This is a genomic window from Leifsonia xyli subsp. cynodontis, from assembly GCF_050632205.1.
GTDB classification, from domain to species: domain Bacteria; phylum Actinomycetota; class Actinomycetes; order Actinomycetales; family Microbacteriaceae; genus Leifsonia; species Leifsonia xyli_D.
Genome location: NZ_CP192578.1, coordinates 1,080,376 through 1,099,407, shown reverse-complemented (window position 1 = coordinate 1,099,407; position 19,032 = coordinate 1,080,376). Strand labels below are relative to the sequence as shown.

The window sequence follows — 19,032 nt, the reverse complement described above, 5'->3', positions numbered from 1 at the left end:
CACGCGTCCTAACCTGCTCTCGTCGGGGGAGGAGACGCGGATGTCTGCGCCGAGGAAGTTCACAAGCACCATTCTTGCCAGCGCCGTGGCCGCGGTCCTGGCCGCGGGCGGTCTAGCAGGCTGCGCCACGTCGGAGGCGGATACTCCGCCTCCCGTTGCAGTGGCTCACGACGGCAGCGCGGCGGGCTCATACCCGGACTCGACGCCTGAGGACAGCGCCGCTCCCCTGCCCCAGGACACCCCATCGGCTACTCCGGCACCGCCGCCGCCCGCACCCACGGTCGTCGAGGCTCAGCATGTCGGTCAGTCGTCGGAGCAGGCAGCGACCGAGCTGACGCAGCAGGGCATCCTCGTCGCGTTCGCCGACACCTCGGGGAACGCGCTGCCCGCCGTGTCGGGATGGTCCGTGGTCGCCGAGTCGCCCGCCGCCGGGGCGGCCGTGCCGGTCGGATCGACCGTCCGGCTGACTCTCCAGCCTCCCGCACCGCCGCCACCACCCCCGGCGCCCGCTCCTGCGCCAGACCCTGGCGCCGGCGGCGCGACCGCGCTCTGTAACGACGGCACGCTCTCGTTCTCGGCGCATCACCAGGGCACGTGCTCGCACCACGGAGGCGTAGCGGTGTGGTATCGCTAGCAGCGGCCTGTTGAGCGAGATTCACCGCGTGCCGGGGTCCGCCGGTCCGCCGCACATCTCGCGGAGTAGCTGCACTGCGACATCCGGTGGTGCCGGGACGCGCAGCGCGCGCCACAATGGCCGCATGACGGCGACTCCCCCGCCGGGTGACGGGCTCACGGATGCGCAGCGCAGCCTGCGGGCGCAGCTGCTCGCGACGGAGCACTGGAGCCTGCTCGCGTCGCGGAGCACGACGCAGAGCGAGGTGCTGACGCGGATCGCGATCTTCCTGACGCTCGTGTCGGCGGGGCTCGTGACGCTCGGCTTCATCGGGCAGGCGAGCGGGTTCCACGGGTGGTTCGGGCTGGCGGCGCTCGGGGTGCTCCTCGTGCTCGCGCTGCTCGGGCTGATCACGATGGTGCGGGTGTTCAACACGTCCGACGAGGACATGATGTACGTCGTCGCGATGAACCGGCTGCGGGCGGCCTACGTCGAGCTGGATCCCGGGCTCGAGCGCTACCTGTACGCCTCGGCGAACGATGATGAGGACGGCATCCGGACGACGTACCACTTCTTCTACCAGCGGGGCGCGAGTCCGGTGCTGGGCAGCTCGATGATGCTGATCGCGGTCGTCGAGTCGATCGTGATCGGGCTGCTGCTGGGCAGCGCGGCGGCGGCGCTCGGCGCGCTGCCGGCGGTCGCGATCGTCGTCGGGGTGGTGGTCGCGGTCGCGGCCGTCGTCCTGGCGATGCTCTGGGGGTACTCGATCTACCGGCGCGCGATCGCGTCGCTGCGGCCGGTCAATCCGACCGAGTAACCGTCAGTCGTTGCCGACGCGCTTGTCGGCCTGGTCGCGCGCGTCCTCGATCTTGTCGTCGTACTTGCCGCCGGTGGCCTTCTTCGCGGCGTCGGCAACGCCGTCCAGCAGCTTGTCGCTGATGTCCTCGGCCTGCTCGGAACTCAGGGCGCCCTTGACCTTCGGGTCGTTCAGGAACTCCTGCGCCTTCTTGGTGATGTCGTCGAAACCAGCCATGCGGCCATCCAACGCTCAGTGCTGGAGGAAGGCCAGTACCGCGAGCACACGGCGGTGGTCGTCGCCGGAGTCCTCGAGGCCGAGCTTCTGGAAGATGGATGTCACGTTCTTCTCCACCGAGCCGACGCCGATCACCAGGCGGGACGCGATGGCGGCGTTCGTGCGGCCCTCGGCCATCAGCTCCAGCACCTCCCGCTCGCGCGGCGTGAGCGTGGCGAGCGGGTCGGTGCGGCGGGTGAGCAGCTCGCGGACGACCTGCGGGTCGAGCACGGTTCCCCCGGCGGCGACGCGGGTGACCGCATCCTTCAGCTCGTCGAGGGAGGCGATGCGGTCCTTCAGCAGGTAGCCGGTGCCGCCGTCCCCGCCGGCGAGCAGTTCCTGCGCGTAGGTCCCCTCGACATACTGCGACAGCAGAAGGACCGCGATGTCAGGATGCTCGCGCCGGATGCGGAGCGCGGCGCGGACGCCCTCGTCGCGGTAGGTCGGCGGCATGCGCACATCCAGCACCACCACATCCGGCATCAGGTCGGGCAGCGACTCGAGCAGTGTGTCCGCGTCGCCGAATGCGCCGACGGTGTCGAGGCCGGCCTCGTCGAACAGGCGGATGAGGCCCTCGCGCAGGAGGACGGAGTCGTCGGCGACGACGACGCGCAGGGGTCGGGGATCGCTCGGCACGCTCCCAGCCTACGGTCTCAGGGGCTCGGGCGGCCCTCCGTCTGCCCACCGCCTCCCACCACCGTCGAGTCCGCGAAGTCTGCACACCGCGACGGCGTGTCGCGTGCAATCATCGCGGACTCGACGGTGGGCGGAACCGGGAGAGGGCGATCGAGGCGGGCGGGTCAGGCGAGCGGGATGCGCGCGCCGATCCGCGTGGGGCCGCCGGCGGGGCTCTCGACGACGAGCTCGCCGCGCAGTCCGCGGGCCCGCTCCTCCAGCCCGCGCAGGCCGTGGCCGTCGACGAAGGAGGCGCCGCCGCGGCCGTTGTCCGTCAGCCAGACGTTCAGCCACGGCCGGCCGGCCGGATCGACGAACCGGTCCACGAACAGGCGGGCGGCGGATGCGCCGGAGTGCTTCGCCAGGTTCGCTGCCAGCTCCGCCAGCACGTAGTAGGCGTTGCGCTCGATCTCGGGACTGAACCGCTCCCCGGCTGCAGCGACGACTCCACCGCGATCGGGATGGGGCTGCGCGCGGCGAGCGACTCGGCGGCGGCCACGAGACCGCGGTCCTGCAGGATGGGCGGGGCGAAGCCGCGGGACAGTGCACGCAGCTCCTCCAGGGTGTCGCCCGCCTGCTGCCGCGCCTCGGCGAGCAGAGTCGCGGCGGCCTCCGGATCGTCGGCCAGCTTGCGCTCGGCGGCCGCGATATCCATCTGCAGGCGGATCAGCCGCTGCTGCGGACCGTCGTGCAGGTCGCGCTCCAGCCGCCGCAGCGCCTGATCCTCGGCGGCGACGGCCGCGCCGCGCGAGGCGGACAGGTCGGCCACCTCGCGCTGCAGCGCCTCGGACGGCCACCGGCCGAGCAGTCCGCGCGCGACGGCCTCGTGCGCCAGGGTCAGGCCGCGGGTGACGAACGGCAGCGTCGCCGCGAACAGCACGCCGGCGATGACGTAGAGGATGCGGTCGCCGACGTTCGGGTCGAAGGTCGAGTGCGTGCGGAAGACCGCATCCACGATCGTCTGCGAGAGGTAGAAGTCACGGTTGCCCTGCGGGATGAACGGCAACCAGATCCAGCCGGTCAGGCCGCCGAGCGCGATCGAGGCCCACGTGATGGTGATCGACCAGGTGACGACGCTGACGATGGGGTTGATGATCGCGCCGTGCAGCAGGTAGAGCCAGTAGTGGCCGTTGGCGAACGGCCCGAAGACGGTGCGCCAGAACGTGCGCGGGGTGCCGGGCTTCTCCCAGACGGGACGCGGGATGGACGGGCGCCCCGCCCAGTCCAGGCGCGTGAGCTCGACGATGCCGAAGCCCCGGGCGGTGTAGAAGGTCGCGACCAGGACGAAGACGCCGACGTAAATGACGATGGTGCCCACGCCCGTCCAGAACAGGGTCAGGAGCACGGTCAGGCCGATGATGGCGATGGGCATGGTGAGCAGCAGGAAGCCGAGCTCGCGAGGGACCCCGCGCCAGAACGCGCCGTAACGGGCGGGGGCGGAGGCCGGAGCCGGAGCCGGGGCCGGAGCCGGGGTGGATGCGGTCACGGCATTCAGCGTGGCAGATGCGCGTACTGGTTCAGTGGTCATGAACCCAGCCTCGCGATCGGCGGGCGACCGCCCCATCCCACCTGCCGCCGAATGCGTGCGGGGGTTAACCCGACCCGCCGGCGGTCCGGGCGGGGCCGGGCGGGGGCTGGGCGGGGGCTGGCGCGTCCGCATCCCCGTCGCCACGCGGTCGGCGGCGGCACTACGCTCTGGCCATGATGCGCCGGGCGCTCGCCGCAGTCGCACTGGTCGCGGTCGCCGCGGGCGGGCTGCTGCTGGCGCCCGCGGCCGGCGCCGCGCCGATCACGACCTTCGACGTGCTGAAGGCGATGAACGACGAGCAGCAGCAGAAGTACCTGGCGAAGCATCCGGAGCTCGTCGTCCAGCTGTCGAACACCGACCCGGATGCGGTCCGCGACGAGTGGGTCGGGCTGGATGCGGAGACGCGTCAGGATGCGATCGACACGATCCCCGAGGTGGTCGGGAACCTCGACGGGGTCGACTACCGCGCCCGCGAGAAGGCGAACCGGCGGGCGCTGAAGCGGGCGCTCACCACGGAGAAGCGCGAGCTGCAGAAGCACCCGGACGACGCCACGGCGCAACGGGAGATCGCGGCGCTCACGGCCATCCGGAAGACGATCGCCGGCAAGCGGACACCGGCACGGCACCTGATCGGACTGAGCCTGGACCGGCCTCCGCTCGCCGCGGTCGCGCTCGGCGACCTGGACACGGCGGGGGACATCACGTTCGTGGTGCCCGGGATGGGGACGTACACCGACGACATGCAGCTGTGGACGCAGTCGGCGCAGAACCTCTGGGACGAGCAGGGCGCCGTCGGGGCTCCGACCGACCGCGCGGTCGTCTCCTGGATCGGCTACGTCACTCCCCCGCCCGGAATCGACGCGGCGCTCGGCGACTTCGCGTCGCGCGGCGCTCCGCTGTTGACCGCGGATGTGCGCGGCGTCAACGCCGTGCGGGTCGACGAGCCGCCGCGGGCGGTCAACATCGTCGCGCACTCCTACGGCACGACGACGGCGGCCAACGCGCTGTCGGGCGCCCGCGACCTCGGGGTGTACGCGTTCGTGATGCTGGGATCCGCCGGGATCGAGGAGCGCATCCCGGACGCCCGGGCGCTGCACGCGCACCACGTCTACGCGGGCGAGGCGACGGCGGATGCGGAGGCGCGGTTCGGGCGGATCACCCGTCGCGACCCCCGGTCGCCGGGGTTCGGGGCGACGGTCATCAGCGTCGACGGCGACACGCAGGCGGACCTTCTGCCCGTGACCGGCCACGCGCCGGTGCTGCACTCGCCGTGGAACGACGACCCGCTGTCGAGCGCGTGGTCGCACATCCAGGATGCTGCGCTGTTCGAGCAGAAGTACGCGGAGCACTTCGAGCGCTACGGGTACCTCGACGCCTACACGGAGTCGCTGCGGAACGCGGCGATCGCGACGGTGCCGGGGGTGGACCGGCTGCTGCTGCGGGGGCATTGAGGGGTGCGGCGTGACGATTTGTGTCAAGTCTCGCCCCGGGTACCGGGAGGATTCGTCACGAATGGTCGCTATTCGGCGCGCGAAGCGACCATTCGTGACGAATCTCGCGCCTCGGCGGAGGGGCGAGAGGTGCAGCGCTGGCGTCAGCGCAGCGCGTCGTGCGTGAAGCGGCCTCCGACGAGGGTGGCCGCGACCGGCATCGCGCGGAGGTCGTCCGGCGACCAGGCGAGCGGGTCGCGGTCCAGCACCGCGAGGTCGGCCGGCTGCCCGGGCGCCACGGAAGAGCGGACGGATGCAGCCAGCGCGACATCCACCGGAACGGACTGCTCGGGATGCCACGGCTCGCGGCCGTCCCGCGCGCGGCCCACCGCCGACGCGATCGCGGACCACGGGTCGAGCGGGGCGACGGGCGCATCCGAGCCGAAGGCGAGCCGGGCGCCGGCGGCGTGCAGCTCGGCGAGAGGGAAGGCACGGGAGGTGCGACCGGACCACAGGCGGTCGGCTACGTCGCGGTCGTCCATCGCGTGCTCGGGCTGCACGCTGGCGGTCACCCCGAGGCGGCCGAAGCGCGGGACGTCGGCGGTGTCGATCAGCTGGGCGTGCTCGATACGGCCGCCGGCGCCGACGGCCTCGAAGGCGTCCAGGGCGCGGCGGTTCGCCTCGTCGCCGATGGCGTGCACGGCGGGCTCCAGCCCGTGGTGGACGGCGAAGCGCATCCGTTCGACGAGCTCCGCCGGTGTCAGATTCGCGACGCCATGGCCGCCGTCCGGGTACGGATGCGCGCAGAGCGCCGTCCGCGTGTTGAGGGAGCCGTCGGCGATGACCTTGAACGGGCCGACCGTGAGCAGACCGTCCGTGCCGGGGATCGCCTCGCCGGTGCGGAGACCCATCGCCGCGGCGCGGTCGAGGTGGTCGCCGTAGATGCCGAACTCGACGCGCAGGCCGCTCGCCCCTGCGGCCATCCGCCGCGTCCACACGTCGAGGTTCCAGCCGTACTCGAGGTCGACGATGCCGACCACACCGCGCGTCGCCGCGAGGCCCGCCGCATCCGCCGCCCAGCGGTCGAGGGTCGCGTCGTCGGCCGCGGTGAGGAGGCTCGTCACGGCGAAGCTGGCGTCCTCACGCAGCACCGCGTCGTCCGACCAGGGCGCGAACAGCTGCGCCGCCGCGGTGTTCAGCCACGAGCAGTGGAGGTCCCCGGCGATCAGGACGACCGGGCGGTCCGTCGCGGCGTCGAGCAGCTCGCGGGTGGGGAGGTCGGGCCACAGCGCGTCGTGGAAGCCGAAACCGACGATGACCCCGTCATCGCTCGACGCAGCAGCACGCTGCCGCACCAGCTCGGCGGCCGACGCCGCCGACGCCGCGCGGGAGACATCGAGGCGTCGTGCGGTCTGCGCCCACTGCGTGAAGTGCACGTGCTGATCCCACAGCCCCGGAATCAGCCAGCGCCCATCCAGCGGGATGCGCTCACCGCTCGGCGACGACAACGCCGAACGGTCCGCAGGTGCAACGGAAGCGATGCGTCCCTCCGCCAGCACCACATCCACCACGCCCTCGTGCCCGGGCAGCCGCGCACCCGTCAGAACCAGCGTCATCGCGCGGCGCGGCGCCGGTCGCGCACCAGCTGCATCTCGCGCAGCAGCCCGGCGCTCGCGTAGGGGCCGTCGCCGCCCAGCTCGGCCATGATCGAGTCGACGATGTGGTCCGGGCGGTTCTGGCTCATCTTCTGCTTCGCGACCACGCGCGTAGGGGTGAGGCGCAGGCCGACGGTGCCGGAGACGATCCGCTCCGCGTACGCCGCGTCTTCGAGCGTTCCCCGCATGCGTCGCGGCGACGGCAGCTCGTCTTCGAAGTGGTCGACCAGCCGGGCCAGCACGTCGAGGTTCTCGTCGTCGGAGAGGATCTCGGGTACGCCGGAGAAGTGCGCCGTGATGAAGTTCCACGTCGGCACGGCGGGATCGTCGTCGTACCAGCCGGAGGAGATGTAGCCGTGCGGGCCCTGCACGATGATCAGCAGCTCGTGCTCCCCCAGCTCGTGCAGCTGCTCGTCGGGGCGCCCCACGTGCGACAGCAGGGTCAACTCCTCCCGCGTGTCGTCGAGGATGACCGGGTAGTGGGACGCGACCAAGCCGTTGGACGTATTCGAGACGAAGGTCGCCCACGGGTTCTCGCGGACGAGCCGCTTCAACTCCGCCGGGTCGCCCAGCGCGAAGCTCGGGTTCTGTCGCATGGTTCCTCCTACGCCTGGTCGACCGGGCACCAGTACAGCTTGCGGCCGCCGAGCTCCTCCATGACGATGTTCGTTCCGCACACCCGGCACGGCAGGCCCTCGCGCTTGTAGACCCAGTGGCGGTCGTCACGGCTGGCCATGGCCTTGCGGTACGAGTCGTCGTCGAGGTCGTCCATCGTCATCATCTGGCCGGTCTCGACGCCGATGCGTAGCAGGTGCACCCAGTCGCGCCACAGCTCCCGCACGGTGTCCTCCGGGACCTTCTTGCCCGGTGTGTGCGGGTTCTGCCGCGCGCGGAACAGCAGTTCCGCCCGGTAGACGTTGCCGATGCCGCTGACGACGCTCTGGTCCATGAGCAGCAGGGCGATGGAGGTCGGCTTGCGCTTCACGATCGAGACGAACCGCTCCTCGGCGTCCGGGCCGTCGTCGACCTGTGGATCGGGCCCCAGCTTCGCGACCACCGCATCCACCTCGGCCGGGTCGAGCACCTCGCACGCCGTCGGTCCGCGCAGGTCGGCAACCGCCGTGTCGGTGAGCAGCCGCACGCGCACCTGGCCGATCGGATCGGGCGGGAAGCTCGTGATCTCGGCCTCCACCTTCTCGGACTCGGCCATGCGCAGCCGGGTGCGACGCGGGGCGCCGATCGAGGTGAGCGAGTTCTCCCCCGCGGAGTCGAGGATGGGGTCGAGCTCCGTGCCGCGCTGGTTCGTCTGGCCCATCCGCCCGTTCGCGCTGGCGATGGTCGGGTCGATGCTGATGTCGCCCGCGAAGTCCCAGGCGCCGTAGAGCCCGAGGTGCACGCGCAGCCATAACTCGTTGTCGAACTCGAGGAACATCTGCTTGCCCACGGCGCGCGCATCCGTCATCACATGGCCGTCGATGCGGGTCGCGTCGGCGGCGAAGCGGCCCTGCGGCGACGAGACCGCGACCCGGTGGCCGACGAAGTTGACCGCGAACTGGCGCGCGATGCGGTGGACGGAGTGGCCCTCGGGCATCAGTGGTCCACGTTCTTGCCCGCGATGTCGCCCGTGGCCTCGTACTCCGCGAGCTGCGCGATGCGGCGCACGTGGCGCTCCTCGAACGAGAACGGCTCGGCGATGAAGGCGTCGATGAAGCCGGTCGCCTCCTCCACCGTGTGCTGGCGCGCGCCGATCGCGATCACGTTCGCGTCGTTGTGCTGCCGGGCGAGCAGCGCCGTGGACTCGCTCCACACCAGGGCCGCGCGCGCCCCGCGCACCTTGTTCGCGGCGATCTGCTCGCCGTTGCCGGAGCCGCCGAAGACGATGCCGAGCGCCTCCACCCCCGCCTGCTGGTCGCGCACCACGGCGGCCGCGGCATTGATGCAGAACGACGGGTAGTCGTCGATCGGGTCGTACTCCTTCGGCCCGTGGTCGACCACCTCGTGACCGGCCGCCGCGAGGTGCTCCTGCAGGTGCGTGCTGAAGTCGAGGCCGGCGTGGTCGGTGGCGATGTGGATGCGCATATCCACAGTTTAGGGACGACCACCGACGGCGTCGGACCCGGTGGCTAAGGTGGATCCGGTGGACACGATCCACGCCGTCAGAGACAAGCCCTCTCACCCGCCAGAAGGAGCCAGCGTTGCCCGGAGAGAACCTCACCCGCATCGAAGCGCAGGAGCGCGCGTCGCTCATCCGCACCCACGCGTACGACGTCAGGCTCGACCTGACGACCGGACCGGAGACCTTCCGCAGCACCACCACCGTGCGGTTCGCGGCGAAGGAGGGCGCTTCGACGTTCATCGACGCGATCACGCGCACGGTGCACTCCGTCACACTGAACGGCGTCGAGCTCGACCCGGCGACCGTCAGCGACGGCGTGCGCATCCGGCTCGACGGGCTGAAGGACGAGAACGAGCTGACCGTCGACGCCGACGCGATCTACACCAACACGGGTGAGGGCCTGCACCGCTTCGTCGACCCGGTCGACGGCGAGGTGTACCTCTACAGCCAGTTCGAGGTGCCGGACTCGCGGCGCATGTTCGCCGTGTTCGAGCAGCCCGACCTCAAGGCGGAGTTCACCTTCACGGTCACGGCGCCCGCCCACTGGGCCGTGGTGAGCAACTCCCCCACGCCCGAGCCGCAGGACGCCGGCGACGACGCGAAGACGTGGTCGTTCGCACCCACCCCGGTCATCTCCTCGTACATCACGGCGCTCGTCGCGGGCCCGTACGAGTCGGTCCACAGCGAGCTCACCAGCCGCGACGGCCGCACCATCCCGCTCGGCGTATACACCCGCAAGAGCCTGGCGGAGTACCTCGACGCCGACTACATCTTCGACAAGACCCGTGAGGGTTTCGCCTTCTACGAGGAGCGGTTCGACTACGCGTACCCGTTCGAGAAGTACGACCAGCTGTTCGTGCCGGAGTTCAACGCGGGCGCGATGGAGAACGCGGGCGCCGTCACGTTCACCGAGACGTACGTGTTCCGCTCGAAGGTCACCGACGCCATCAAGGAGCGCCGGGTGGTCACCATCCTGCACGAGCTCGCCCACATGTGGTTCGGCGACCTGGTCACCATGAAGTGGTGGAACGACCTCTGGCTGAACGAGTCGTTCGCCGAGTACGCCTCCACCCTCGCCACCGCCGAGGCGACCGAGTGGGCCGAGGCCTGGACCACCTTCGCCGCGATGGAGAAGAGCTGGGCCTACCGCCAGGACCAGCTCCCCTCGACGCACCCGATCGTCGCGACGATCAACGACCTCGAAGATGTGCAGGTCAACTTCGACGGCATCACCTACGCCAAGGGCGCCTCAGTGCTCAAGCAGCTCGTCGCCTGGGTCGGTCAGGACGACTTCCTCGCCGGCGTCGCGCAGTACTTCAAGAAGCACGCGCACGGCAACACCGAGTTGAAGGACCTCCTGGTCGAGCTCGAGGCCACGAGCGGCCGCGACCTCACCGACTGGTCGAAGAAGTGGCTCGAGACCGCGGGCGTCAACACCCTGCGCCCCGAGCTCGAGGTGGATGCGGACGGCGTCATCACGTCGTTCGCGGTGCTGCAGTCCGCCGCGGCCGACTACCCGACCATCCGCCCGCACCGTCTCGCGATCGGGTTCTACAACCTGCGCGACGGCAAGCTGATGCGCGACGAGCGCTTCGAGCTGGATGTGGACGGCGAGCGTACGAACGTGGCCGAGATCGTGGGCGCCCGCCGCCCCGACCTCGTGCTCATCAACGACGACGACCTCGCCTACGCGAAGATCCGCCTCGACGAGGAGTCGCTGACGGTCGCGATCGAGCACCTCTCCGACATCGAGAGCCCGCTCGCCCGCTCGCTGGTCTGGGGTGCGGTGTGGGATGCGACCCGCGACGCCGAGACGACCGCGAGCGACTACGTCCGCCTGGTGCTGGGAAACATCGCGTCGGAGACCGAGTCGACCACCATCCGCACCACGCTCAACCAGCTGGTGCTCGCGGCGACGGCGTACGTCGCGCCGGAGCGTCAGAAGGAGACGGCGCAGAATGCGGCCGACGCCCTGTGGGAGCTCGCGAAGGGCGCCGAGGCCGGCAGCGACGCGCAGTTCCAGTTCGTCAAGTTCTTCGCGGCCCTCGCCTCGACGGACGAGCAGCTGTCGACCATCGCCGGGCTGCGCGACGGTTCGGTCACGCTCGACGGGCTGACGGTCGACACCGACCTCTCGTGGGAGCTGCTGATCGCGCTCGTCGCGGGCGGAGCGGCCGGGAACGACGAGATCGACGCGGCGCTCGCGGCCGACAACACCGCGAATGGCGGCCAGTTCGCCGCGCAGGCCCGCGCCAGCATCCCGACGCTCGAAGGCAAGCAGGCGGCGTGGGATTCGGTGTTCGGTTCGGACAGCCTCCCGAACACGATCGTCCGGTACACCGGACTCGGCTTCCAGCGGGCGAAGGACAAGAGCGTGCTGGCGCAGTTCGTCGAGCCGTACTTCGCGGCGCTGCAGGGCGTCTGGACGTCGCGCACGTACAAGATCGCCGAGTACCTCGTCGAGGGCATGTACCCGGCGCCGCTCGCGAACGAGGAGCTGCGGGATGCCACCCGCGCGTGGCTCGACGCGAACGCCGAGCCGGCGGCACTGCGCCGCATGGTCGTCGAGAACCTCGCCGGGGTGGAGCGGGCGCTCGCCGCGCAGAAGCGCGACGCGGCCGCCTGATCCCGCCGGCATCGCGAAGGGGCTCCGCTGCGGCGGGGCCCCTTCGTCGTACCGGAGCAGCCGGCGGCGACCCCGGTCGTCGTACCGCGGGTGGATGCCGCGGAGCCGCCCACCGCCCTAGTCTCGGTGTCATGATCCAGCTCGATCACCTCACCAAACGCTTCGGCGCGAAGACCGCCGTCGACGACATCTCCGTGACCATCCAGCCGGGCAAGGTCACCGGCTTCCTCGGCCCGAACGGCGCGGGCAAGTCCACGACCATGCGGATGATCGTGGGACTCGACCGGCCCACCAGCGGCACCGCGACGATCAACGGCAAGCGCTACGCGGAGTTCCGCTCCCCGCTCACCGAGGTGGGAGCGCTGCTCGACGCGAAGGCAATCCACACCGGGCGCACCGCCCACGCCCACCTGCTCGCGCTGGCGGCGACGCACGGCATCCCGAAGTCGCGCGTCGACGAGGTGATCGGCATGACCGGCCTGGAGTCGGTGGCCGGCAAGCGCGTCGGCGGCTTCTCGCTCGGCATGGGCCAGCGCCTGGGCATCGCCGCCGCGATGCTCGGCGACCCGGCCACGCTCATCCTGGACGAGCCGGTCAACGGCCTCGACCCGGAGGGCGTGCTCTGGGTGCGCCAGTTCGCCCGGCACCTGGCGGGCCAGGGCCGCACCATCTTCCTCTCGTCGCACCTGATGAGCGAGATGGCGCAGACCGCCGACCACATCGTCGTGCTGGGCCGCGGCCGCGTGCTCGCCGACGCACCGGTCGACCGCATCTTGGCCGGAGCGACCCGCCACGCCGTCCGGGTGCGCACGCCGCAGCCGGACCAGCTGGCGCGCGCGGTGGCGGGCGCCGACGTCGCCGTGACGGGCGTCGAGGCGCAGCTGCTCGAGGTCACCGGCCTCACCGCGGCTCAGATCGGCGAGGCGGCCGCCCGCGACGGCGTCGTGCTGCACGAGCTGACGCCCATCAGCGCCTCCCTCGAGGAGGCCTACCTCGAACTCACCCAGGACGACGTCGAATACCGCACGGAGGTCAGCCGATGAGCACCGCCACCGCATCCGCCCACCCGGCTCCCGGCCACCCGCACACCTCGCTCGGGCGGCTCAGCTTCCCGCGCGTCGTCCGCTCGGAGTGGATCAAGCTCCGCACCCTGCGGTCGACGTTCTGGACGCTGATCAGCGCCGTCGTGCTCGTCGTCGGCATCGCCTCCCTCGTCGCCTTCGCGATCCCGGACAAGGCGACGCTCGTCGACCGCGTCTCGGTGGCGCAGCGTGCGGCCGTCGAGGCTCAGGCCGCGAACTTCGCCCAGACCGCGGCGACCGCCGGCCTCACCTTCGCGTCGCTCGTCATCGCGGTGCTCGGCGTCATGGTGATCAGCGGCGAGTTCTCGACCGGGATGATCCGCTCGTCCTTCACCGCCGTGCCGCGCCGGTTCCCGGTGTTCGCAGCGAAGACCCTCGTGCTGTTCGTCGTCGCCTTCGTCGTCGGCGTCATCAGCTCGGCGGCATCCTGGGCTGTCGCGGTGCCCATCCTGAGCGGCAAGGGCTACACGGGCGACCTGTTCTCGTCCGACACCCTCTGGTCGATCCTCGGGGCCGGCACGTACCTCGCGCTGGTCGCCGTGTTCGCCCTCGGCGTCGGCGCCATCCTGAAGTCGACGGCCGGAGGCATCGCGGGCGCCCTCGGCGTGCTGCTGGTGCTGCCGATCATCGCGACTCTGGTCACCAGCCTCACCCGCACCCAGTGGGTGGCCGACGCCGGGCACTACCTCATCAGCAACGCCGGCGGTGGCATGGCGGGGCTGAGCAACGGCGGCCTGGAGCCGTGGGCGAACGCGCTGACGGTGGTCGTCTGGGCGGCCGTCGCGTTCGTCGCCGGCGCCGTCCTGCTGCAGCGCAGGGACGCCTGACCCGCCGCGTGACCACCGGGACCACCACCACGGACGCCCCGGGCGGACTCGAGCTTCCGAGACCGCCCGGGGTGATCCGCCGTTACCTGACGGCGCATCCCTTCGCGGTCGACATCGCACTCGCGGTGATCTACCTGCTGCCGTCGGTCATCGCGGCGATCGTCATGTTCGCGACGGGACCGAGCCCGCGCGAGACGGCCCACCTGGCGCTCTCGTTCGTGGCCGGGGCCGCGATCCTCGCCCGCCGCCACCGTCCTGTGGCGGTGTACGGGATCGCCACCGTCGTGCTCGGGTCCAGTGTCTTCCTCGGACGCGACGTGGATGTGGTGCCCACCCTGTTCGCGCTGTACGCGCTGGCGGTCTACCGCTCCGTCCGCTCCGCGTGGATCGCCTTCGGCGTCACGTGCGCGGTCACGATCGGCACGCTCACCACCCAGGTGCTGCTCGCCCAGGCGGCGGTCTTCACGCCGCTGGAGACGGCGGCGCTGCCCTCGGGCATCCTGGTCATGTCCTTCTCGGCCGTCGCGGTGCTCGTCGGCAGCAACGCGGGCAACCGGCGACGGTACCTGGATGCGCTCATCGACCGGGCGCGTCAGCTGGCCCGCGAACGCGACCAGCAGGCCGAGATCGCCACCGCCGCGGAACGCAGCCGGATCGCCGGCGAGCTGCACGACATCGTGTCGCACAGCCTGACGGTGATGATCACGCTGGCAGACGGGTCCGCCCGGCTGGTGGAGACCGCGCCGGAGCGGTCGGCGGACGCCATGCGCCTGGTCGCGGAGACCGGCCGCAGCGCGCTCGGGGACATGCGGCGACTGCTCGGCGTGCTGCGGGACGGCGACGAGGAGGCGGCCCGCGGACCGCAGCCGGGCGTCGGCGACCTCGCCGACCTGGTCGAGACGTTCCGGGCGGCGGGGCTGCCGGTGCGGATCACGGTGTCCGGGACGCCGCCGGAGGACGCCGCGCAGCAGCTGACGGTGTTCCGGGTCGTGCAGGAGGGGCTCACCAACGCGCTGCGGTACGCCGCGACGGCGACCACCGTGCGCGTGCTGCTCGTGTTCCGGGCGGACGGGGTCGTGGTCACGATCGACGACGACGCGACGGTGCACGGTTCGCCCGGGCAGGGCTCCGGCCGTGGGCTGATCGGTCTCCGGGAGCGGGTGGCGCTATACGGCGGGACGCTGGACGCAGGTCCCCGGCCGGGCGGCGGGTGGCGCCTGAGGGCGGCGTTCTCCGCGGTTCCCTCAGCGGCTGGTGCGGCCGGTGCGGCGGGTGCGGGAGCGGCGCAGACCGTATCCACCGCATCCGCCGCACCCGCCGCATCCACCGCATCCACCGACGACGCTCGAACCCCCGAACCCGAGGAGACCCCGTGACCGACGCCCCCATCCGCATCCTGCTGGTGGACGATCAGCAGCTGGTGCGCCTCGGGTTCCGCATGGTGCTCGAGGCGGAGCCCGGCCTGACCGTCGTCGGCGAGGCGGGCGACGGCGCGCACGCGGTGCGGCTGACCGCCGAGCTGCGACCGGATGTGGTGCTCATGGACGTGCGAATGCCCGTGCTCGACGGCATCGAGGCGACGCGCCGCATCGTCGAGGCGGGCTCGGGCGCGCGCGTCATCGTGCTCACGACCTTCGACCTCGACGAGTACGCGTTCGGCGGCCTTCGCGCGGGTGCGAGCGGCTTCCTGCTGAAGGATGCGCGCCCGGAGGAGCTCACCGCCGCCGTCCGCGCGGTCGCTGCCGGCGACGCCGCCGTGTCGGCACGGGTCACCCGCGCGATGCTGGAGCTCTTCGCCGACCGCCTCCCGGCCGGGGGCTCCGCTGTCGCGCCCGGCTCGGATCCGGCCGCGGCCCTCACCCCGCGCGAGCGCGAGATCCTCATCGCGATGGGCGAGGGCCTCAGCAACGGCGAGATCGGCGCGCGCTACTACCTGACGGAGTCGACGGTGAAGACGCATGTCGGCCGGGTGCTGTCGAAGCTGCAACTGCGCGACCGCGTCCACGCGGTGATCTTCGCCTACGAGCACGGGCTGCTGGAGCGGTGACGCGCGGCCCGCGATCCAGCGACCGCCAAGGCGACGCTCGGTAGGCTCGACGGGGTATGGGAATCCTCAAAGCAACCATCTGGGAAGAGGTCGGGTCGTGGGCGGCCGCGGCCGGCTGGAACCTCGTCACCGCCGCGTGCATCGTCGGAGGCGCGTTCCTCCTGGCGTGGATCCTGCGTGTGGTCATCCGCAAGGTTGTGGCGCGGATCGTCTCCGGCGTGAAGAAGGGCCAGAACGTCAGCGACACTCAGGCCCTGGTGAACTCTCCGCTTGCGGCCGTGCGACTGGTGCAGCGGACCCGGACCCTCGGCTCGGTGCTCACGAACATCGTGCACGTGACGATCGGCATCATCGCGATTCTCCTCGTCGTGCAGGTCTTCGCCCCGAACGTGCTCGGCTCGTTCGCCCTCCTCACCGCCGCCCTCGGCGCCGGTCTCGGTTTCGGCGCTCAGAACATCGTCAAGGACGTCCTCAACGGCCTCTTCATGGTCATGGAGGACCAGCTGGGCGTCGGCGACATCGTCGACCTCGGGCCCGCCACCGGCGTGGTGGAGGCCGTGGGCATCCGCGTCACCCTCGTGCGCGACGTGAACGGCACCCTCTGGTTCGTCCGCAACGGCGAGATCCTGCGCGTCGGCAACATGTCCATGGGCTGGGCGCGCGTCATCATCGACCTGGCCATCCCGTACGACACCGACATCGAGGCCGTGCAGGCGAAGATGCTGGAGACGGCGACGGCGCTCGCGACGAGCACGAAGTGGCGCTCGCGCATCCTCGAGAAGCCGGAGCTGTGGGGGCTGGAGTCGATCTCGGCCGACGCGATGGTCATCCGCATCGTGCTGAAGACGCGCACGACCGCGAAGGACGACGTGTCGCGCGAGCTGCGCTCCCGCCTCAAGCAGGCGCTGGATGAGATGGGCGTCAAGCTGCCGTCGCTGTCCGCCGTCGTGCTCAGCGGCTTCGACAGCGCCGCGAGCGTGGCGGGCGCCAAGCCGCCGAAGACGCGGCCGAGCACGGTCGTCGCTCCGGAGCCGCCGCTGAAGGGCCGCAAGGCGCGGGCCGCGGCCAAGCGGGAGGCGCCGGCCGGCGCCCGCCCGGCCAATCCGGGCGCCATCCGGATCTCGCCGGTGGAGCCGCCGGCGCCGAAGCCGCGCGCGGCCAAGGCGCCCGCCCCGAAGACCGACACCCCCAGGATCGACACCTCCACGCCCGACGGAGACCAGGCATGAACATCCCGCTGATCCCCACCGGCCCGCAGCCCGCGTTCTACGACGAGATCGGCGGCCACGAGACGTTCGTGCGCCTCGTCGACGCCTTCTACCGCGGTGTGGCCGACGACCCCGTGCTCCGCCCGATGTACCCGGAGGAGGACCTGGGCCCCGCGAAGGAGCGCCTGGTGATGTTCCTGGAGCAGTACTGGGGCGGCCCCACGACGTACAGCCAGCAGCGCGGTCACCCCCGCCTGCGGATGCGGCACAACCCGTTCAAGGTCAACCCGGACGCCCGCGACCGCTGGCTGGCCCATATGCGTGTGGCGGTAGACGAGCTGGGGCTGTCGCCGCTCCACGAGGAGACCCTCTGGAGCTACCTGGAGCGGGCGGCGTTCGCTATGGTCAACACATTCGAGGACTAGTCCTCCCCCGCCATCCCGGTGCCGAAGGAGACACGGATGACACACGAACCCGACGCGATCGTCGTCGGCGCCGGCCTGTCGGGCCTGGTCGCCGCTTCCGAGCTCCTGGATGCGGGACGCCGCGTCACGATCGTCGAGCAGGAGCCGTCGGCGTCGTTCGGCGGTCAGGCGTGGTGGTCGTTCGGCGGGCTGTTCCTCATCGACTCCCCGAGCAGCGGCGGATGGGCGTGAAGGACTCGCTCGCGCTCGCCCGCGACGACTGGTTCGGGACGGCCGGCTTCGACCGCTCCGAGGACCGCTGGCCGCGGCAGTGGGCGGAGGCGTACCTGCAGTTCGCGGCCGGTGAGAAGCGCGCCTGGCTGCACGAGAAGGGCGTCCGCTTCTTCCCCGTCGTGGGGTGGGCGGAGCGCGGCGACGGGCGCGCCGGCGGCCACGGCAACTCGGTGCCGCGGTTCCACATCACGTGGGGCACCGGCCCGGGCGTGCTGGAGCCGTTCGCGCGGCGCGTGCAGTCGGCGGCCGCGAACGGCCGTGTCTCGATCCGCAACCGGCACCGCGTCGACGAGCTGATCGTCGAGGGCGGCCGCGTGGTCGGCGTCCGCGGCGCGGTGCTCGCGCCCGACACGGCGGAGCGGGGGGCGCCGAGCAACCGGGACGTGACCGGAGACTTCGAGCTGCGGGCTCCCGTGGTGATCGTCGCGTCGGGCGGCATCGGCGGCAACCACGAGCTGGTGCGCGCGGCGTGGCCGCCGCGGCTGGGCACGCCGCCCGCGTCGATGCTCTCCGGGGTGCCGGCCCACGTCGACGGACGGATGCTCGCGATCGCCGAGAGCGCGGGCGCGCACCTCATCAACGGCGACCGGATGTGGCACTACACCGAGGGCATCCAGAACTGGGATCCGATCTGGGCGCGGCACGGCATCCGCATCCTCCCCGGTCCGTCCTCCCTGTGGCTGGACGCGCGCGGTGACCGGCTGCCGTCGCCGCTGTTCCCGGGGTTCGACACGCTCGGGACGCTCGAGCACCTGCGCCGCACCGGGTCGGACTACAGCTGGTTCGTGCTGACGCAGAAGATCATCGAGAAGGAGTTCGCCCTCTCGGGCAGCGAGCAGAACCCCGACCTGACGGGCAAGGACGTGCGGCTGCTCGCCAAGCGGGTCGCCCCCGGCGCTCCGGACCCGGTGGAGGCGTTCAAGGAGAGGGGCGCCGACTTCGTCGTCTCGGACGCGCTCGACGAGCTGCTGGCCGGGATGCAGCGGATCGCGGACGTCCCCCTCGACACGGAGCTCGTGGCCCGCCACATCCACGAGCGCGATCGGCAGCTCGACAACGAGTTCGGCAAGGACCTGCAGCTCGCGGCGATCCGCTCGGCGCGGAAGTACCGCGGCGACCGGCTCATCCGCGTGGCGTCGCCGCACAAGCTGCTCGACCCGGCCGCCGGACCGCTGATCGCGGTCAAGCTGCACATCCTCACCCGGAAGAGCCTCGGCGGCATCGAGACCGACCTCGACGGCCGCGTGCTCGGCGCCGACGGCGCGGTCGTGCCCGGCCTCTTCGCCGTGGGCGAGGCGGCGGGATTCGGCGGCGGCGGGATGCACGGCTACCGTGCGCTCGAGGGAACGTTCCTCGGGGGCTGCCTGTTCTCGGGCCGTCAGGCCGGCCGCGCCGCCGCCCGCGGCTGATCTCCGTGCCTCTGAACCGCTCCCCCACCATCGAGTCCGCGAAGTT

General features: G+C 71.6%; 18 protein-coding genes and 1 pseudogene. 11 read left to right on the top strand and 8 right to left on the bottom strand.

What is annotated here, in order from left to right; all coding sequences use genetic code 11:
* Positions 1-40 precede the first annotated feature (40 nt).
* Entirely contained in the window at positions 41-634 is a 594-nt protein-coding gene (locus ACQ86M_RS05500; protein WP_431247344.1) for a DUF3761 domain-containing protein, read from the top strand.
* 124 nt (positions 635-758) lie between these two features.
* Positions 759-1,430 carry a hypothetical protein gene (locus ACQ86M_RS05495; RefSeq protein ID WP_431247343.1) on the top strand — a complete coding sequence of 224 codons (672 nt, stop codon included), beginning with the start codon at positions 759-761 and terminating at the stop codon, positions 1,428-1,430.
* A gap of 3 nt (positions 1,431-1,433) precedes the next feature.
* On the opposite strand, the gene ACQ86M_RS05490 is transcribed toward ACQ86M_RS05495, so the two are convergent.
* From ACQ86M_RS05490 to ACQ86M_RS05475, 4 genes are all read right to left on the bottom strand, one after another.
* Positions 1,434-1,646 (bottom strand): antitoxin, encoded by a 213-nt coding sequence (locus ACQ86M_RS05490; RefSeq protein ID WP_431221092.1) that lies wholly within the window; start codon positions 1,644-1,646, stop codon positions 1,434-1,436.
* Positions 1,647-1,661: 15 nt separating this feature from the next.
* Positions 1,662-2,321 (bottom strand): response regulator transcription factor, encoded by a 660-nt coding sequence (locus ACQ86M_RS05485; protein ID WP_431247342.1) that lies wholly within the window; start codon positions 2,319-2,321, stop codon positions 1,662-1,664.
* A gap of 164 nt (positions 2,322-2,485) precedes the next feature.
* Positions 2,486-2,686 carry a hypothetical protein gene (locus tag ACQ86M_RS05480; RefSeq protein ID WP_431247341.1) on the bottom strand — a complete coding sequence of 67 codons (201 nt, stop codon included), beginning with the start codon at positions 2,684-2,686 and terminating at the stop codon, positions 2,486-2,488.
* On the bottom strand, positions 2,647-3,888 hold the full coding sequence (locus ACQ86M_RS05475; protein ID WP_431247340.1) for a sensor histidine kinase: 1,242 nt from the start codon (positions 3,886-3,888) through the stop codon (positions 2,647-2,649). The genes ACQ86M_RS05480 and ACQ86M_RS05475 overlap by 40 nt, the downstream gene beginning before the upstream one ends.
* Before the next feature lie 173 nt (positions 3,889-4,061).
* Between ACQ86M_RS05475 and ACQ86M_RS05470 the strand changes: the two genes are divergently transcribed.
* Complete coding sequence (locus ACQ86M_RS05470) at positions 4,062-5,339, top strand: alpha/beta hydrolase (RefSeq protein WP_431247339.1); 1,278 nt, start codon at positions 4,062-4,064, stop codon at positions 5,337-5,339.
* Between the two features lie 143 nt (positions 5,340-5,482).
* Here the strand turns inward: ACQ86M_RS05470 and ACQ86M_RS05465 are convergent, their stop codons facing one another.
* Genes ACQ86M_RS05465 through ACQ86M_RS05450 form a run of 4 tightly spaced genes read right to left on the bottom strand, consistent with a single transcriptional unit; the run spans position 5,483 to position 9,052 of the window.
* The gene (locus ACQ86M_RS05465) at positions 5,483-6,934 is read right to left on the bottom strand and encodes an amidohydrolase (protein ID WP_431247338.1); all 1,452 of its coding nucleotides are present in this window, start codon (positions 6,932-6,934) and stop codon (positions 5,483-5,485) included.
* The gene (locus tag ACQ86M_RS05460) at positions 6,931-7,569 is read right to left on the bottom strand and encodes an FMN-binding negative transcriptional regulator (protein ID WP_431247337.1); all 639 of its coding nucleotides are present in this window, start codon (positions 7,567-7,569) and stop codon (positions 6,931-6,933) included. The genes ACQ86M_RS05465 and ACQ86M_RS05460 overlap by 4 nt, the downstream gene beginning before the upstream one ends.
* 8 nt (positions 7,570-7,577) lie before the next feature.
* Entirely contained in the window at positions 7,578-8,564 is a 987-nt protein-coding gene (locus ACQ86M_RS05455; protein ID WP_431247336.1) for an Fpg/Nei family DNA glycosylase, read from the bottom strand.
* The gene (locus ACQ86M_RS05450) at positions 8,564-9,052 is read right to left on the bottom strand and encodes a ribose-5-phosphate isomerase (RefSeq protein WP_431247335.1); all 489 of its coding nucleotides are present in this window, start codon (positions 9,050-9,052) and stop codon (positions 8,564-8,566) included. The genes ACQ86M_RS05455 and ACQ86M_RS05450 overlap by 1 nt, the downstream gene beginning before the upstream one ends.
* A 116-nt stretch (positions 9,053-9,168) precedes the next feature.
* Between ACQ86M_RS05450 and pepN the strand changes: the two genes are divergently transcribed.
* From pepN to ACQ86M_RS05410, 8 genes and pseudogenes are all read left to right on the top strand, one after another.
* Positions 9,169-11,715: an aminopeptidase N gene (pepN, locus tag ACQ86M_RS05445; protein WP_431247334.1), complete on the top strand. Its 2,547-nt coding sequence runs from the start codon at positions 9,169-9,171 to the stop codon at positions 11,713-11,715.
* A 131-nt stretch (positions 11,716-11,846) separates the two neighbouring features.
* Positions 11,847-12,758, top strand: coding sequence for an ATP-binding cassette domain-containing protein (locus ACQ86M_RS05440; RefSeq protein WP_431221082.1), 912 nt, complete (start codon positions 11,847-11,849; stop codon positions 12,756-12,758).
* Positions 12,755-13,624 (top strand): ABC transporter permease subunit, encoded by an 870-nt coding sequence (locus ACQ86M_RS05435; RefSeq protein ID WP_431247333.1) that lies wholly within the window; start codon positions 12,755-12,757, stop codon positions 13,622-13,624. The genes ACQ86M_RS05440 and ACQ86M_RS05435 overlap by 4 nt, the downstream gene beginning before the upstream one ends.
* 8 nt (positions 13,625-13,632) lie before the next feature.
* Entirely contained in the window at positions 13,633-15,000 is a 1,368-nt protein-coding gene (locus ACQ86M_RS05430; RefSeq protein WP_431247332.1) for a sensor histidine kinase, read from the top strand.
* Positions 14,997-15,671 carry a response regulator gene (locus tag ACQ86M_RS05425; RefSeq protein ID WP_431221079.1) on the top strand — a complete coding sequence of 225 codons (675 nt, stop codon included), beginning with the start codon at positions 14,997-14,999 and terminating at the stop codon, positions 15,669-15,671. Before ACQ86M_RS05430 ends, ACQ86M_RS05425 begins: the two co-directional genes overlap by 4 nt.
* Before the next feature lie 56 nt (positions 15,672-15,727).
* A complete protein-coding gene (locus ACQ86M_RS05420; RefSeq protein WP_431247331.1) occupies positions 15,728-16,900 on the top strand; it encodes a mechanosensitive ion channel family protein in 1,173 nt (390 codons plus the stop codon).
* Positions 16,897-17,304, top strand: coding sequence for a globin (locus ACQ86M_RS05415; RefSeq protein WP_431221077.1), 408 nt, complete (start codon positions 16,897-16,899; stop codon positions 17,302-17,304). Before ACQ86M_RS05420 ends, ACQ86M_RS05415 begins: the two co-directional genes overlap by 4 nt.
* 36 nt (positions 17,305-17,340) lie before the next feature.
* Positions 17,341-18,986: pseudogene (locus ACQ86M_RS05410) on the top strand (FAD-binding dehydrogenase).
* The last annotated feature ends 46 nt before the right edge of the window (positions 18,987-19,032 follow it).

What these genes read in the sequence shown, in the direction of transcription:
- ACQ86M_RS05500 (WP_431247344.1), top strand. Translation starts at nt 41, where the DNA reads ATGTCTGCGCCGAGGAAGTTCACAAGCACCATTCTTGCCAGCGCCGTG.
- ACQ86M_RS05495 (WP_431247343.1), top strand. Translation starts at nt 759, where the DNA reads ATGACGGCGACTCCCCCGCCGGGTGACGGGCTCACGGATGCGCAGCGC.
- ACQ86M_RS05490 (WP_431221092.1), bottom strand. Translation starts at nt 1,646, where the DNA reads ATGGCTGGTTTCGACGACATCACCAAGAAGGCGCAGGAGTTCCTGAAC.
- ACQ86M_RS05475 (WP_431247340.1), bottom strand. Translation starts at nt 3,888, where the DNA reads ATGACCACTGAACCAGTACGCGCATCTGCCACGCTGAATGCCGTGACC.
- ACQ86M_RS05470 (WP_431247339.1), top strand. Translation starts at nt 4,062, where the DNA reads ATGATGCGCCGGGCGCTCGCCGCAGTCGCACTGGTCGCGGTCGCCGCG.
- ACQ86M_RS05465 (WP_431247338.1), bottom strand. Translation starts at nt 6,934, where the DNA reads ATGACGCTGGTTCTGACGGGTGCGCGGCTGCCCGGGCACGAGGGCGTG.
- ACQ86M_RS05460 (WP_431247337.1), bottom strand. Translation starts at nt 7,569, where the DNA reads ATGCGACAGAACCCGAGCTTCGCGCTGGGCGACCCGGCGGAGTTGAAG.
- ACQ86M_RS05455 (WP_431247336.1), bottom strand. Translation starts at nt 8,564, where the DNA reads ATGCCCGAGGGCCACTCCGTCCACCGCATCGCGCGCCAGTTCGCGGTC.
- ACQ86M_RS05450 (WP_431247335.1), bottom strand. Translation starts at nt 9,052, where the DNA reads ATGCGCATCCACATCGCCACCGACCACGCCGGCCTCGACTTCAGCACG.
- ACQ86M_RS05440 (WP_431221082.1), top strand. Translation starts at nt 11,847, where the DNA reads ATGATCCAGCTCGATCACCTCACCAAACGCTTCGGCGCGAAGACCGCC.
- ACQ86M_RS05435 (WP_431247333.1), top strand. Translation starts at nt 12,755, where the DNA reads ATGAGCACCGCCACCGCATCCGCCCACCCGGCTCCCGGCCACCCGCAC.
- ACQ86M_RS05420 (WP_431247331.1), top strand. Translation starts at nt 15,728, where the DNA reads ATGGGAATCCTCAAAGCAACCATCTGGGAAGAGGTCGGGTCGTGGGCG.
- ACQ86M_RS05415 (WP_431221077.1), top strand. Translation starts at nt 16,897, where the DNA reads ATGAACATCCCGCTGATCCCCACCGGCCCGCAGCCCGCGTTCTACGAC.